The following is a 12,823-nucleotide window of genomic DNA, read 5'->3' on the forward strand; positions in this document are numbered from 1 at the left end:
GTCGGTCAGGCCTCCTTTCGGCACAGAATTTCTCCGTGCAGGACGCTGAACCAGCTTTCCGGCCGCTTTCCCCACTCCCGCCAGGCCGCCGAGACGGCCCGCAGCTGCTCCGGCGTCGCATGACCGCCCTCGATGGCGCGTTCCGCGTATGCCGACGCCAGGGTGCGGTCCGCCCACAGGCCGCTCCACCACTCCCGCTCCTCGGGCGCGGCGAAGGTCCAGGTGGCCGAGGTCGCCGTGATGTCGGTGAGCCCCGCCTCCAGCGCCCAGGCCTTCAGTCGGCGTCCGGCGTCGGGCTCTCCCCCGTTGGCGCGCGCCACCCGGTGGTACAGGTCCAGCCAGTCGTCCATGCCCGGGGAGGCGGGGTACCAGGTCATGGCGCCGTAGTCGGAGTCGCGGACGGCGACGATCCCGTTCGGCTTCGCGACCCTCTGCATCTCCCGCAGCGCCAGCACCGGATCGCCCACGTGCTGGAGCACCTGGTGGGCGTGGACCACGCAGAAGGTGTCGTCCGGGTAGTCCAGCGCGTGCACGTCGGCGACCGCGAAGTCGGTGTTGGTCAGCCCGCGCCCGGCGGCCGTGGCCCGGGCCTTCGCCACGATCTCCGGAGCCCGGTCCACGCCGGTGACGTGGCCGTCCGGAACCAGTTCCGCCAGGTCGGCGGTGATGGTGCCGGGCCCGCAGCCGATGTCCAGGATCCGCATGTGCGGCCGCAGCGATCCCAGCAGGTAGGCGGCGGAGTTCTCGGCGGTGCGCCAGGTGTGCGAGCGGAGCACGGACTCGTGGTGCCCGTGTGTGTAGACGGCGGTCTCATGCGGCTTCGGCATGGTGGATCCCCTCTCCCGACAGTGCGCTCACGGTACGCCGGGCAGCCGCATGGTGAGATCTCCGTATTGATATATGGACTGACGGTGTGTCAGGGAAGCAGCCCGCCGCCGGGCAGCGGCCGGTACACCGTGAGCGCCTCGGGCAGCTTCTCCAGCGTCAGGTCGCCCTCGGTCTCGGTCAGCTCGCCGTCGTACGCCATCAGCGTGCCCGGCGCGACCCCCGACAGGCGCAGCCGGGGCACCTGCACCGCGGCGTGGGCGGGGGAGCGGGTCAGCGGTCCCGCGAGGGCCGCGGACAGCAGCCGCAGGGCGGGCCGGCGGCCCCCGTGCACCACCCGCACGTCCAACTGGCCGTCCGCCAGGTCGAGCCGGCGCCCCGAGGCCAGCCCCCGGCGGTGGTAGGTGCCGTTGCCCGCGAAGAGCATCCACAGCGGACGCCTGCGGCCGCGCACCTCGGCCTCCAGCGGGTGCCGGTCGGCGCGCAGCACCCGCACGGCCGCGAGCACCCCGGCCGGCCAGCCGCCGATCCGCGGCGACCAGCGCTCCCGCTCGTTCACCAGCTCCGGGTACACACCGAGGCTGAAGGTGTTCAGGAAGACGCCGCGCCGCCCGCCGGAGGCGAACCGGCCCACGTCCACCCGCACCCCCTCGCCCCGCTCCAGCGCCCCGCACAGGTCCCGTACGTCCTCGACGCCCAGGTCGTAGGCGAAGTGGTTGAGCGTGCCGCCGGGCAGGACCGCGAGGGGCAGCCCGTGCCGGAGCGCGATCTCGGCCGCCGCGTTCACGGTGCCGTCGCCGCCGCACACACCGAGCACCCGGGCATGCCCGGCCGCCTTCTCCAGCTCGGCCCGGACGTCCCCCGGCTCGCACTCCACGACCTCGGCGTCGGGCAGCGCGTCGCACAGCGCCCGCACCCGGTCCGAGGTGCCCGAGCCGACGTTGGCGACCATGACGAGCCCCTCGCCGCCGGGCAGCGCGGGCACCTCGGCACGCGGCCGGGCCGGCGGGACGTGCTGCGCTCGCGTCGGCACCACCCCCCGCACGGCGAACGCGGCCCCGGCCCCGAGGGCCGCGCCGGCCAGGACATCGCTCGGGAAGTGGACGCCGGTGTAGACCCGGGACAGGGCGACCGCGGCCGCCACCGGGGCCACCGCCGCGCCCCACGCCGGGGACTCCAGCGCGACGCCGGTCGCGAAGGCGGCGGCCGACGCGGCGTGCCCGGAGGGGAACGACGTCGTGATCGGCTGCCGCTTCAACTGCCGCACCAGCGGGACCGGGTCGAGGACCGGCCGGGACCGGCGCACCGAGCGCTTGCCGAGGGTGTTGATCGTCAGCGAGGCCAGACCCAGCGAGGCGAGGCCCCGGGCGGCGGCCCGCCGGGCCCTCGGGGTGCGGGTCGCGGCCAGCGCGGCGCCCGCCGCGAACCACAGCACTCCGTGGTTGGCACTGCGGCTCAACCGGGGCAGCAGGGGGTCCGCGCCGGGCCAGGTACGGGCGGCGACGGCCTCGAACAGCCGCTGGTCCAGCCGCAGGAAACCGGTGCGCAGGGGGTGCGGGCCGGGCGTCGGGGCGGTGAAATCTACGTCGGGACTCATGGCTCCCACCTACCCTGCGGGCGGCATTTCCTGCCGTGGCGCTTCCCACGTGCCGCGCGTCCCCGTCCCGCCGCCGAAAACGGTTTGCCCGGAGCCCGGCCGGAGCCGCAGAATCCGGTCCCATGGGTCACCTCGAAGCCGCGCACCTGGAGTACTACCTCCCCGACGGGAGGGCGCTGCTCGGCGACGTCTCCTTCCGGGTGGGGGAGGGGGCCGTCGTGGCCCTCGTCGGACCCAACGGGGCGGGCAAGACCACCCTGCTGCGCCTGCTGGCCGGCGAGCTGAAGCCGCACGGCGGTTCCGTCACCGTCACCGGCGGCCTCGGTGTCATGCGCCAGTTCGTCGGCTCCGTACGGGACGAGACGACCGTGCGCGACCTGCTGGTGTCCGTGGCGCAGCCCCGGATCCGCGAGGCCGCGCGCGCCGTCGACGCCGCCGAGCACGCCATCATGACGGTCGACGACGAAGCCGCCCAGCTGGGGTACGCGCAGGCACTCGCCGACTGGGCCGAGGCCCGCGGGTACGAGGCCGAGACCCTGTGGGACATCTGCACCACCGCCGCGCTCGGGGTGCCCTACGAGAAGGCCCAGTGGCGGCAGGTGAGCACGCTCTCCGGCGGCGAGCAGAAGCGCCTGGTCCTGGAGGCCCTGCTGCGCGGCACCGACGAGGTGCTCCTGCTCGACGAGCCGGACAACTACCTCGACGTGCCCGGCAAGCGCTGGCTGGAGGAGCGGCTCGCCGAGACCCGCAAGACCGTGCTCTTCGTCTCCCACGACCGCGAACTGCTCGCCCGTGCCGCGCAGAAGATCGTCTCCGTCGAACCCGGCCCCGCCGGCGCCGACGCCTGGGTGCACGGCGGCGGCTTCGCCACCTTCCACGAGGCCCGCCGGGAACGCTTCGCCCGCTTCGAGGAACTGCGCCGCCGCTGGGACGAGAAGCACGCGCAGCTGAAGAGGCTCGTCCTGACGCTGCGGCAGGCCGCCGAGAACAGCCCGGACATGGCGTCCCGTTACCGGGCGGCCCAGACCAGGCTGCGCAAGTTCGAGGAGGCCGGGCCGCCGCCCGAGCCGCCGCGTGAGCAGGACATCAGGATGCGCCTGAAGGGCGGCCGCACCGGCGTCCGCGCCGTCACCTGCGAGCAACTGGAACTCACGGGGCTGATGAAACCCTTCGACCTGGAGGTCTTCTACGGCGAGCGGGTCGCCGTCCTCGGCTCCAACGGCTCCGGCAAGTCGCACTTCCTGCGGCTGCTGGCGGGCGACGACGTGGCGCACACCGGGAACTGGAAACTCGGGGCGCGCGTGCTGCCCGGCCACTTCGCGCAGACCCACGCCCACCCCGAGCTGCTGGGCCGCACCCTGCTGGACATCCTGTGGACCGAGCACTCCCAGGACCGGGGCGCCGCCATGTCCCGGCTGCGGCGCTACGAGCTGACCCAGCAGGCCGAGCAGTCCTTCGACCGGCTCTCCGGCGGCCAGCAGGCCCGCTTCCAGATCCTGCTGCTCGAACTCCAGGGGGTCACCGCCCTGCTCCTGGACGAGCCCACCGACAACCTCGACCTGGAGTCGGCCGAAGCCCTCCAGGAGGGCCTGGAGGGCTTCGAGGGCACGGTCCTCGCGGTAACCCACGACCGCTGGTTCGCCCGCTCCTTCGACCGGTACCTGGTCTTCGGCAGCGACGGACGCGTGCGCGAGACGCCGGAGCCGGTCTGGGACGAACGGCGGGTCGAGCGGGCGCGCTGAGCCACCCCGGTCGAGGTGCCGGCCCGGGTCACTTCCAGCGCAGCAGCGCCCCCAGGCCGCCCACCGGCGCCTTCTCCGCGGTCTCCGGCGGCTGCACCGGCGTCACCGAGATCGCCGGGGCGCCGGTCATCACCGCGGAGCGCAGCAGGGCGTCGTCCGCCCGGGCCGACCAGGAGTTCTGCTCGCCGAGCGTCTTCAGCTCGGTACGGCGCACCGCCACCTGGTCGGCGTCCTCGCCGATCCACACCTCCCGGTGGGTGTCGGGGGCGTCCGGGATGATCAGCAGCTCGTCGATGCGGTGCTCCCTGGCGGCCTCGACCAGCGCGGGCACGCCCTCCGCCGCGCCGGACCGGCCCTCGTCGTCCCGCGCCCTGGCGGCCAGGAACCGGTCCAGATCCTCCCGGGCACGGCTGCGGACGTGGTCCTCGCGCAGCCTCTCCACCTCGTCGTCCAGCAGCCGGCTGCCGGCGCCGCGCGAAGCCTCGGCGACGCGTTCCTGCAGGCGGCTCGGCAGCCGCTCGTGCACGGAACGCCGCTCCCGGTCGTCACCCACCAGGATCAGCAGGTCGGCACCCGTCTCCTCCTGGCACACGGCGAGCGCGTCCGCGATCTCCGCCGCGTTGTGCTCCCAGGTGTTCTCCACCCGGAGCTGGAAGTGGCGCTCCGACCAGTCCACGCTGCTCGTGCGGTGCACCGGCCACTGCCGCCCGGTCACGCCGCCCGCGTCGGAGCTGCCCAGCGCACTGCGCAGTTCGAAGTCGGCACCCTTGCGGTCGATGTAGGCCACCACGCACACCGGGTCCTCGCCGGCCAGGTCGAGCAGCGGCGTGACGTGCGGCAGCGGGGCCCAGTCGGCGGTGGTCCCGCCGTACGGGGGCCGGGCCAGCGGCGGGTCGAGGACCACCTGGCCGGCGCGGGCGAACAGGGCCCGCCCGTGCGGATCGGTGGCGTGCCGCAGCTCGTCCACCGCCTCCCGCACCGCCCGGCAGGTGGCGTCGTCGGCGCCCTGCTCCGCCAGCTCCCGGGCCACCGCGGCGGCCGTCAGCTCGCGCTCGTGGGCGGTGTCCTCCGCGTTCCGGGAGAGATCGACGTAGACGGAGGCCCAGGGTCCCTGGTGTTCGTAGAGGGGGTGGAGAAACGCGAGGTCCATGTGGCTGCCCTCCCGGGTGCCGCTCGGGGGTGGTAGTGCTCCGGGGCGGGTACCCGGGTCGCATGAACGAACACGACACGCGGGACGACACCGTGACCGGAGTGGACCCGGGCCGCCTGGACGACCAGCAGCTGATGAAAGAGCTGGAGACCATCCACCGCACGCGCCACGACACCCTCCTGTACGGGTCGAACGACGCGCTGCGGGCCCACAACGACCGAATGGCCCGGCTCGAGGGCGAATGGCTGCGCCGCAACCCCCGGCGCCCGGTGGCCGCGGGCCGCACCCGTGAGGGCGCCCGCGAGCGCGGCGGCGGCCAGACCGCCGCCCCCGGTGGCTGAGCGCGACGGCGGGCCACCGCGATCTTCGCCGGTGGCCCGCCGTCCGTGATGCCGTGCGCCCGCCTCAGCCGGCCGCCTTGGCGAACTCCGCCAGGTAGGTCTCGCAGAACGCCTCGAGGTCGTCCGGCTTTCGGCTGGTGATCAGGGTGTTGCTGCCCCCGTCACATACCTTGACCTGTTCGTCGACCCAGGTGGCGCCCGCGTTGCGCAGGTCGGTCCGCAGACTGGGCCACGAGGTCATGGTGCGGCCGCGCACGACGTCCGCCTCGACGAGCGTCCACGGCGCGTGACAGATGGCGGCCACCGGGCGGCCCTGCGTGAAGAAGTCCTTGACGAAGGCCACGGCCTTCTCGTCAGTCCGCAGGAAGTCCGGGTTGGCCACCCCGCCGGGCAGCACCAGGCCGTCGAAGGAGTCGGCGGACGTGTCGCCGACCACCTCGTCGACCGGGAAGGTGTCCGCCTTGTCGAGATGGTTGAAGCCCTGGATCTCTCCGGACTGCGTGGAGACCAGCACGGGGTCGTGCCCCGCGTCCTTCGCCGCCTTCCACGGCTCGGTCAGTTCGACCTGCTCCACGCCCTCGGGCGCGGTGAGAAATGCGATCCGCATGGAGTTCGGACTCCCTTCCTTCAGGTACCGGACGGACCGGACCGGCCGCTCTCGGTGAGGGCCACCGCCAGTTCCTGGACGTTGTCGTAGCGTGCCTTGTGCGGCAGCCGGTCCAGCCCTTCGACGAGGGCGTCCGGCGCGTTGCCGCGGCGCAGCGCGCGGGTCACTTCCCGCGGCCCCGCGGGGAAGCTGCCCCGGGTCAGGTTCCGGGCCAGCTCCAGCCGCAGCGCCTCCAGGTACGTCGGTCCGCGGCCCGGTGTCACCGGTCCGTACATGACGTCCGGATCGTCCTCGGCGGCCGGCTCCGGGTCGTTCCACTCCTCGCTGCGGGTGGGGTGCCCGGACCTGAGCAGACCCTGCAGTTCGTGCTTCATCTCGTCGTCGCGGTGGACGCTCATCCGGTCGCTGCCTCGCTGCATGTCTCCCTCCACATTCTCAGGGGGTGCGGACCGCGTACCCGGACACCGCGGGCCGACACGGATTCACCCGGACGGGTCCCTTCCGATTTCGTCCGGGCCGGTGCGCGGATCAGGTGCGCGGATCCACGGACGGGAGACGAATCAGTAATCGAGAAGCGCGGGCCGTCGTGGCCCCTCTAGCGTGTGACCACCGAGGCACTGAGGGCGTCACCCTTCACCGAGCCCCCGACAGATGGAGACACGATGAGCAGCGCCAGGAGGCCGGGTCCGCAGGGGACCGGATCGCACGTCGCCGACAGCCACGACCTGATCCGTGTGCACGGCGCCCGCGAGAACAACCTCAAGGACGTCAGCGTCGACCTGCCCAAGCGCCGGTTGACCGTGTTCACCGGAGTCTCCGGCTCGGGCAAGAGCTCGCTGGTCTTCAACACCATCGCCGCCGAGTCCCAGCGGCTGATCAACGAGACCTACAGCGCGTTCGTGCAGGGCTTCATGCCCACGCTCGCCCGGCCCGAGGTGGACGTCCTGGACGGCCTCACCACCGCGATCATCGTGGACCAGCAGCGGATGGGCGCCGACCCGCGCTCCACCGTCGGCACCGCGACCGACGTCAACGCGATGCTGCGCATCCTCTTCAGCCGCCTCGGCGAGCCGCACATCGGCCCGCCCAGCGCCTACTCCTTCAACACCGCCTCGGTCCGGGCCAGCGGCGCGATCACCGTCGAGCGCGGCAACAAGAAGGCGGTGAAGGCGACCTTCCGGCGCACCGGCGGCATGTGCACGCACTGCGAGGGCCGCGGCACCGTCTCCGACATCGACCTGACCCAGCTCTACGACGACTCCAAGTCGCTCGCCGAGGGCGCCTTCACCATCCCCGGCTGGAAGTCGGACAGCCAGTGGACCGTGCAGGTGTACGCCCAGTCCGGCTTCGTCGACCCGGACAAGCCGATCCGCGAGTACACCGACAAGGAACTGCGGGACTTCCTGTACGGCGAGCCGGTCAAGGTGAAGGTCAACGGTGTCAACCTCACCTACGAAGGGCTCATCCCGAAGATCCAGAAGTCGTTCCTGTCCAAGGACAAGGAGGCGATGCAGCCGCACATCAGGGCCTTCGTGGAGCGGGCCGTCACCTTCACCACCTGTCCCGAGTGCGAGGGCACCCGGCTCAGCGAGGGCGCCCGCTCGTCGAGGATCGGGAAGATCTCCATCGCCGACGCCTGCGCGATGGAGATCCGGGACCTGGCGGAGTGGGTCCGCGAGCTCGACGAGCCATCGGTCGCCCCGCTGCTCACCGCCCTGCGGGACACCCTCGACTCCTTCACGGAGATCGGCCTCGGCTACCTCTCCCTCGACCGGCCCGCGGGCACCCTGTCCGGCGGCGAGGCACAGCGCGTCAAGATGATCCGCCACCTCGGCTCCTCCCTCACCGACACCACGTACGTCTTCGACGAGCCCACCGTCGGACTGCACCCGCACGACATCCAGCGGATGAACGACCTGCTGCTGCGCCTGCGCGACAAGGGCAACACGGTCCTCGTCGTCGAGCACAAGCCGGAGACCATAGCGATCGCCGACCACGTCGTCGACCTCGGCCCCGGTGCCGGCACCGCGGGCGGCACCGTCTGCTTCGAGGGCACCGTGGAGGAGCTGCGCGGTGCCGACACCGTCACCGGCCGCCACCTCGACGACCGGGCCACCCTCAAGGAGTCGGTCCGCAAGCCCACCGGGGCCCTGGAGATCCGCGGCGCGAATACGCACAACCTCCAGGACGTCGACGTCGACGTCCCGCTCGGCGTACTCTGCGTGGTCACCGGCGTGGCGGGCTCCGGCAAGAGCTCCCTGATCCACGGCTCGGTCCCGGCCGGCGCCGACGTCGTCTCCGTCGACCAGAGCCCCATCAAGGGCTCGCGGCGCAGCAACCCCGCGACGTACACCGGACTGCTCGACCCCATCCGCAAGGCCTTCGCCAAGGCCAACGGAGTGAAGCCGGCCCTCTTCAGCGCCAACTCCGAGGGTGCCTGCCCCACCTGCAACGGCGCCGGTGTCGTCTACACCGACCTGGCCATGATGGCCGGCGTCGCCACGCCCTGCGAGGACTGCGAGGGCAAGCGGTTCCAGCCCTCGGTGCTGGAGTACCGCTTCGGCGGCCGGGACATCAGCGAGGTGCTCTCGATGTCCGTGGACCAGGCCGAGGAGTTCTTCGGCGCGGGGGAGGCGCGCACCCCGGCCGCGCACAAGATCCTCCAGCGGCTCTCCGACGTCGGCCTCGGCTACCTCACCCTCGGCCAGCCGCTCACCACGCTCTCCGGCGGCGAGCGGCAGCGGCTCAAGCTGGCCACGCACATGGGCGAGAAGGGCGGCGTGTACGTCCTCGACGAGCCCACCACCGGACTGCACCTCGCCGACGTCGAGCAGTTGCTCGGTCTGCTCGACCGCCTCGTCGACGCCGGCAAGTCGGTCGTCGTCATCGAGCACCACCAGGCCGTCATGGCGCACGCCGACTGGATCATCGACCTCGGACCCGGTGCCGGACACGACGGCGGCCGGATCGTCTTCGAGGGCACCCCCGCCGACCTGGTCGCCGACCGCTCCACCCTGACCGGCGAGCACCTCGCCGCCTACGTCGGCGCCTGACCCGGGCAGCGGCCCACGGCGCCGGGAACGCGCTACCGGTGGGGCCCGGTGTCGTGGGATCGTGGTCGGGTGACGACGCTTGAGGACCTGGCCCGGCTGCGCCGGGCCCGCGACCTGATGGACCGCGAGTACGCCGAGCCGCTCGACGTGCCGGCGCTGGCCCGCGTCGCCCTCATGTCGGCGGGCCACTTCTCCCGCAGCTTCCGTGCCGCCTACGGGGAGACGCCGTACAGCTACCTGATGACGCGCCGCATCGAGCGCGCCATGGCGCTGCTGAGGCGCGGCGACATGAGCGTCACCGAGGTCTGCTTCGCGGTCGGCTGTACCTCGCTGGGGTCGTTCAGCACGCGCTTCACCGAACTGGTCGGCGAAAGCCCGAGCACCTACCGGGAGCGCGACCACTCCGACGGCGCCGACGTCCCGGCCTGCGTCGCCAAGGTGTACACCCGGCCGGTCCGGGGCGGCGGGTCCGTCAGGAACGGAGAAGCGACGCCCGCGCCACCGCCCCTAGCGTGACGTGCATGGACATCAACCTCTCGCAGTGCTTCATAGCCGTCGACGACCACGACAAGGCGCTCGCCTTCTATCGGGACGTGCTCGGCATGGAAGTCCGGGGCGACGTCGGTTTCGAAGGGATGCGCTGGGTGACCGTCGGTTCCCCGGCCCAGCCCGACGTGGACATCGTCCTCGAACCCCCGCTCGCGGACCCCAACGCGTCGGCCGCCGACAAGGCGGCCATGGCCGAACTCCTGGCCAAGGGCCACCTGCCCGGCGTCGTCCTCACCACCGACGACGTCGACGCCACCTTCGAGCACATCCGTGCCGCGGGTGCCGAAGTCCTCCAGGAGCCGCTCGACCAGCCCTACGGCGTCCGCGACTGCGCCTTCCGCGACCCGGCCGGCAACATGCTGCGCTTCAAGCAGCCGCGCAAGGGCTGAGAAGCCGGGTGTTTGCCGCGGGAGGCAGGGGGCAGGCGCAAGGTCAGTGCTTCGGACAGGAGGCACGTCCGTGGGAGCGGCGCGACGCCGCCACGGATGCGTCCGAGCGGAGCCGGATGTCCTCCCACGGTGACCGCCCGACCCCAGGGCCGCGTCGTCGCACCGGTGCCGTCCGCAGCACGCGCCGGAGGCCGTCCGCATGACGGTCGCCTCTCTCGCGGGCCGCACCGACCGGACCCCCGTCCGGCACGACGTCGGGACCCCGCACTCCGAGGGAGTTGCGACGCACATGCCGATCCACGCCAGTGTGAAGCACCCGCACGACGACGCCCCCGACACCGCCGACGCCTTCCGCAGACTCGCCACCCTTCCCGACGGTCCCGAGCGTGACGCGGTCCGCGACCGGATCGTCGAGGCATGGCTGCCCATGGCCGAACGGCTGGCAGGACGGTTCCGCAGCCGCGGCGAGAGCCACGAGGACCTGCGCCAGGTCGCGGCCCTCGGCCTCGTCAAGGCCGTCGACCGGTACGACCCCGAGCTCGGCAACGCCTTCGAGAGCTACGCCGTGCCGACCATCACCGGCGAGATCAAGCGCCACTTCCGCGACCACATGTGGACCCTGCACGTACCGCGCCGGGTCCAGGAACTGCGCAACCGGGTGCGCTTCGCCCGCCAGGACCTGTCCCAGACCATCTCGGGCCGCGGGCCCACCGTCACCGAGATCGCCGAGCGCGCCGACCTCAGCGAGGAGGACGTCCGCACCGGCCTCGAGGCACTGGAGAGCTTCACGGCCCTGTCCCTGGACGCCGAACTCCCGGGCAGCGAGGACGGCTACTCGCTGGGCGACGCGCTCGGCGCCCCGGACCCGGCGCTCGACACGGTCGTCGACCGCGAGGCCGTCAAGGGCCGGCTGGCCGCGCTGCCCCCGCGCGAGCGGGCCATCCTCTACATGCGCTTCTTCGACGACATGACCCAGAGCCGCATCGCCGAACAGCTCGGCATCTCCCAGATGCACGTCTCCCGGCTGATCAGCCGCTGCTGCGACCGGGTGCGGGAGCAGGTCCTGCGGGAACCGGGACCCGGGCAGGGGGCGTGAAACCTCGGGCTCACCCGCCCGGACGCTCCGTTCGCGCGAACGGCGCACGGTGACGGGCGGCCCCGGGCCGGTCGGGCTGTGATGGCCGAGGGGCGCGAGTGCAGTGCCCCGCAAGCCGTCGCTCGAAGGAGCCCGCCCCATGCGCCGCACCGCCCGCGCCCTGTCCGTCGCCGTCCTGGCCAGTGCCGCCCTCGGCGTCGGCACGGGGACCGGTGCGGCCGACCCGGGCGTCCCACCGCCTCCCGCCGACGCCGGGGAACCCGTGGCCCCGCCGTCCGCCGACGACTCGGCCGCCGTACCCCCGCCGTCCGCCGGGGAGGCTGTCCCGTCGCCCTTCGGACAGGCCGCCGCGCGGGTCAGCCCGGCGGCCGCCGCTCCCGGCGACACGGTCACCGTCTCGGTCTCGTGCGGTCCGACCGGTGGGCCCGCGCCCGCGACTCTCGACGCCACCTCGGCGGCCTTCGAGGAGGGCACTGTGGCGCTGCGCAAGGTGGCGGACGACGGGGGCACGGCGTCCGGGCCGACCTACCGCGGCACCGCGCGCATAGCCGCCGCGGACGCCGCGGCCGAGCGCGCCGAAACGGACTCGGCGGACCCGGAGGAGCCCGCGACACCGGAGGGCGCCGCGGGTACCGGGGAAGCGGCGGAGACCGGGGACTGGGCGGAGACGGAGGAACCGGCCGGGGCCGCCGGCGACTGGACCGTCGACGGCGCCTGCCCGGACGCCTCGGGCGGCGAGGCCGGCGATCCGTGGAGCGCGACGATGAGGGTGCCGGAGGAGAGCGGCGCCGGTACCGGGGCCGGCGCCACCGAGCCGGGATGCCAGGAAGCCGCCGCTCCCCGTGCGGGGAGCTCCGCGCACGGCACGCCCTGCGCCCCCGCCAAGCCCGCATGCCCCGAACCCACGGCCCCGGGCGGTGAGTCCGCCGCCCAGGGCACGCCGTGTGGCGGCGCGTCGGCGGAGCACGGGGTGCGGGCCGGCGCCGGTGGCACCTTCGGCGACTCCGTCCCCGCCCTGGTCGCCGGGGGTGTCCTGATCGCGGGCGCGGCCGGTGCGGCGGCACACCGGCTGCGGCTGCACCTGCGCGGGGAGGCCGGGAAGCGCTGACCCGGCCGACCTGTGACACACGCGACCGCAAGTCGGAGCCATGGCGGGGCGGCACGCTGGGTACGGGGATCAACGAGCGCGAGCGAGCAATGGGGCCCGACGGAAACGGACCCGACGGAGACTGGCCACGACACGATCAGACGGCACGGACCGCGCGGAGGTACGCATGCGGCGCACGGACCCCGAAGACTCGGCCACGGGTACGAACGACCCGGCCACGCGGTCCGGCGCCGCGGTCGCGAGCGTTGGTGGCTCGGCCACGGGGTTCGGAGGTTCGGGCGAGGGCCCGGTCGACTCGGACAGGGGTGCCGGAGTCTCCGTCACGGGTCCCGGCGGCTTGGTCGAGGGTTTGGTCGGGTCGGCCGA

The 12,823-nt window shown here is 73.3% G+C and carries 12 protein-coding genes; 7 read left to right on the forward strand and 5 right to left on the reverse strand.

Features of this window, described 5'->3' with window-relative positions; genetic code table 11:
- Positions 1 to 5 precede the first annotated feature (5 nt).
- Both AB0P07_RS09090 and AB0P07_RS09095 read right to left on the reverse strand, forming a co-directional pair.
- A complete protein-coding gene (locus AB0P07_RS09090; RefSeq protein ID WP_365547240.1) occupies positions 6 to 827 on the reverse strand; it encodes a class I SAM-dependent methyltransferase in 822 nt (273 codons plus the stop codon).
- Between the two features lie 89 nt (positions 828 to 916).
- Positions 917 to 2,422, reverse strand: coding sequence for a phosphatase PAP2 family protein (locus AB0P07_RS09095; RefSeq protein WP_365547243.1), 1,506 nt, complete (start codon positions 2,420 to 2,422; stop codon positions 917 to 919).
- Between the two features lie 122 nt (positions 2,423 to 2,544).
- On the opposite strand from AB0P07_RS09095, the gene AB0P07_RS09100 reads away from it, so the two are divergent.
- Positions 2,545 to 4,164 carry an ATP-binding cassette domain-containing protein gene (locus tag AB0P07_RS09100; protein ID WP_365547246.1) on the forward strand — a complete coding sequence of 540 codons (1,620 nt, stop codon included), beginning with the start codon at positions 2,545 to 2,547 and terminating at the stop codon, positions 4,162 to 4,164.
- A 28-nt stretch (positions 4,165 to 4,192) separates the two neighbouring features.
- Here AB0P07_RS09100 and AB0P07_RS09105 read toward each other — a convergent pair whose 3' ends face one another.
- Positions 4,193 to 5,314, reverse strand: a complete 1,122-nt coding sequence (locus AB0P07_RS09105) for a Vms1/Ankzf1 family peptidyl-tRNA hydrolase (protein ID WP_365547249.1) — start codon at positions 5,312 to 5,314, stop codon at positions 4,193 to 4,195.
- Between the two features lie 62 nt (positions 5,315 to 5,376).
- Between AB0P07_RS09105 and AB0P07_RS09110 the strand changes: the two genes are divergently transcribed.
- Positions 5,377 to 5,655 (forward strand): DUF6158 family protein, encoded by a 279-nt coding sequence (locus AB0P07_RS09110; RefSeq protein WP_365547252.1) that lies wholly within the window; start codon positions 5,377 to 5,379, stop codon positions 5,653 to 5,655.
- 64 nt (positions 5,656 to 5,719) lie between these two features.
- On the opposite strand, the gene AB0P07_RS09115 is transcribed toward AB0P07_RS09110, so the two are convergent.
- Positions 5,720 to 6,262 carry a type 1 glutamine amidotransferase domain-containing protein gene (locus AB0P07_RS09115; RefSeq protein WP_365547255.1) on the reverse strand — a complete coding sequence of 181 codons (543 nt, stop codon included), beginning with the start codon at positions 6,260 to 6,262 and terminating at the stop codon, positions 5,720 to 5,722.
- A 20-nt stretch (positions 6,263 to 6,282) separates the two neighbouring features.
- Positions 6,283 to 6,681, reverse strand: coding sequence for a DUF2795 domain-containing protein (locus AB0P07_RS09120; RefSeq protein WP_365547258.1), 399 nt, complete (start codon positions 6,679 to 6,681; stop codon positions 6,283 to 6,285).
- Between the two features lie 243 nt (positions 6,682 to 6,924).
- Here AB0P07_RS09120 and AB0P07_RS09125 point away from each other — a divergent pair, with 243 nt between their 5' ends.
- From AB0P07_RS09125 to AB0P07_RS09145, 5 genes are all read left to right on the forward strand, one after another.
- The gene (locus tag AB0P07_RS09125) at positions 6,925 to 9,315 is read left to right on the forward strand and encodes an excinuclease ABC subunit UvrA (protein WP_365547261.1); all 2,391 of its coding nucleotides are present in this window, start codon (positions 6,925 to 6,927) and stop codon (positions 9,313 to 9,315) included.
- Between the two features lie 69 nt (positions 9,316 to 9,384).
- Positions 9,385 to 9,831: a helix-turn-helix transcriptional regulator gene (locus tag AB0P07_RS09130; RefSeq protein ID WP_365547264.1), complete on the forward strand. Its 447-nt coding sequence runs from the start codon at positions 9,385 to 9,387 to the stop codon at positions 9,829 to 9,831.
- A gap of 5 nt (positions 9,832 to 9,836) precedes the next feature.
- The gene (locus AB0P07_RS09135) at positions 9,837 to 10,253 is read left to right on the forward strand and encodes a VOC family protein (protein ID WP_365547267.1); all 417 of its coding nucleotides are present in this window, start codon (positions 9,837 to 9,839) and stop codon (positions 10,251 to 10,253) included.
- A gap of 289 nt (positions 10,254 to 10,542) precedes the next feature.
- Positions 10,543 to 11,349 carry an RNA polymerase sigma factor SigF gene (locus tag AB0P07_RS09140; protein WP_365547270.1) on the forward strand — a complete coding sequence of 269 codons (807 nt, stop codon included), beginning with the start codon at positions 10,543 to 10,545 and terminating at the stop codon, positions 11,347 to 11,349.
- 139 nt (positions 11,350 to 11,488) lie between these two features.
- Complete coding sequence (locus tag AB0P07_RS09145; protein WP_365547273.1) at positions 11,489 to 12,457, forward strand: hypothetical protein; 969 nt, start codon at positions 11,489 to 11,491, stop codon at positions 12,455 to 12,457.
- Positions 12,458 to 12,823: the final 366 nt, after the last annotated feature.

Origin of the sequence: Streptomyces sp. NPDC085944 (genome assembly GCF_040686295.1) — a bacterium.
Lineage (GTDB): Bacteria > Actinomycetota > Actinomycetes > Streptomycetales > Streptomycetaceae > Streptomyces > Streptomyces salinarius.

What these genes read in the sequence shown, in the direction of transcription:
- AB0P07_RS09090 (WP_365547240.1), bottom strand. Translation starts at nt 827, where the DNA reads ATGCCGAAGCCGCATGAGACCGCCGTCTACACACACGGGCACCACGAG.
- AB0P07_RS09095 (WP_365547243.1), bottom strand. Translation starts at nt 2,422, where the DNA reads ATGAGTCCCGACGTAGATTTCACCGCCCCGACGCCCGGCCCGCACCCC.
- AB0P07_RS09100 (WP_365547246.1), top strand. Translation starts at nt 2,545, where the DNA reads ATGGGTCACCTCGAAGCCGCGCACCTGGAGTACTACCTCCCCGACGGG.
- AB0P07_RS09105 (WP_365547249.1), bottom strand. Translation starts at nt 5,314, where the DNA reads ATGGACCTCGCGTTTCTCCACCCCCTCTACGAACACCAGGGACCCTGG.
- AB0P07_RS09110 (WP_365547252.1), top strand. Translation starts at nt 5,377, where the DNA reads ATGAACGAACACGACACGCGGGACGACACCGTGACCGGAGTGGACCCG.
- AB0P07_RS09115 (WP_365547255.1), bottom strand. Translation starts at nt 6,262, where the DNA reads ATGCGGATCGCATTTCTCACCGCGCCCGAGGGCGTGGAGCAGGTCGAA.
- AB0P07_RS09120 (WP_365547258.1), bottom strand. Translation starts at nt 6,681, where the DNA reads ATGCAGCGAGGCAGCGACCGGATGAGCGTCCACCGCGACGACGAGATG.
- AB0P07_RS09125 (WP_365547261.1), top strand. Translation starts at nt 6,925, where the DNA reads ATGAGCAGCGCCAGGAGGCCGGGTCCGCAGGGGACCGGATCGCACGTC.
- AB0P07_RS09135 (WP_365547267.1), top strand. Translation starts at nt 9,837, where the DNA reads ATGGACATCAACCTCTCGCAGTGCTTCATAGCCGTCGACGACCACGAC.
- AB0P07_RS09140 (WP_365547270.1), top strand. Translation starts at nt 10,543, where the DNA reads ATGCCGATCCACGCCAGTGTGAAGCACCCGCACGACGACGCCCCCGAC.
- AB0P07_RS09145 (WP_365547273.1), top strand. Translation starts at nt 11,489, where the DNA reads ATGCGCCGCACCGCCCGCGCCCTGTCCGTCGCCGTCCTGGCCAGTGCC.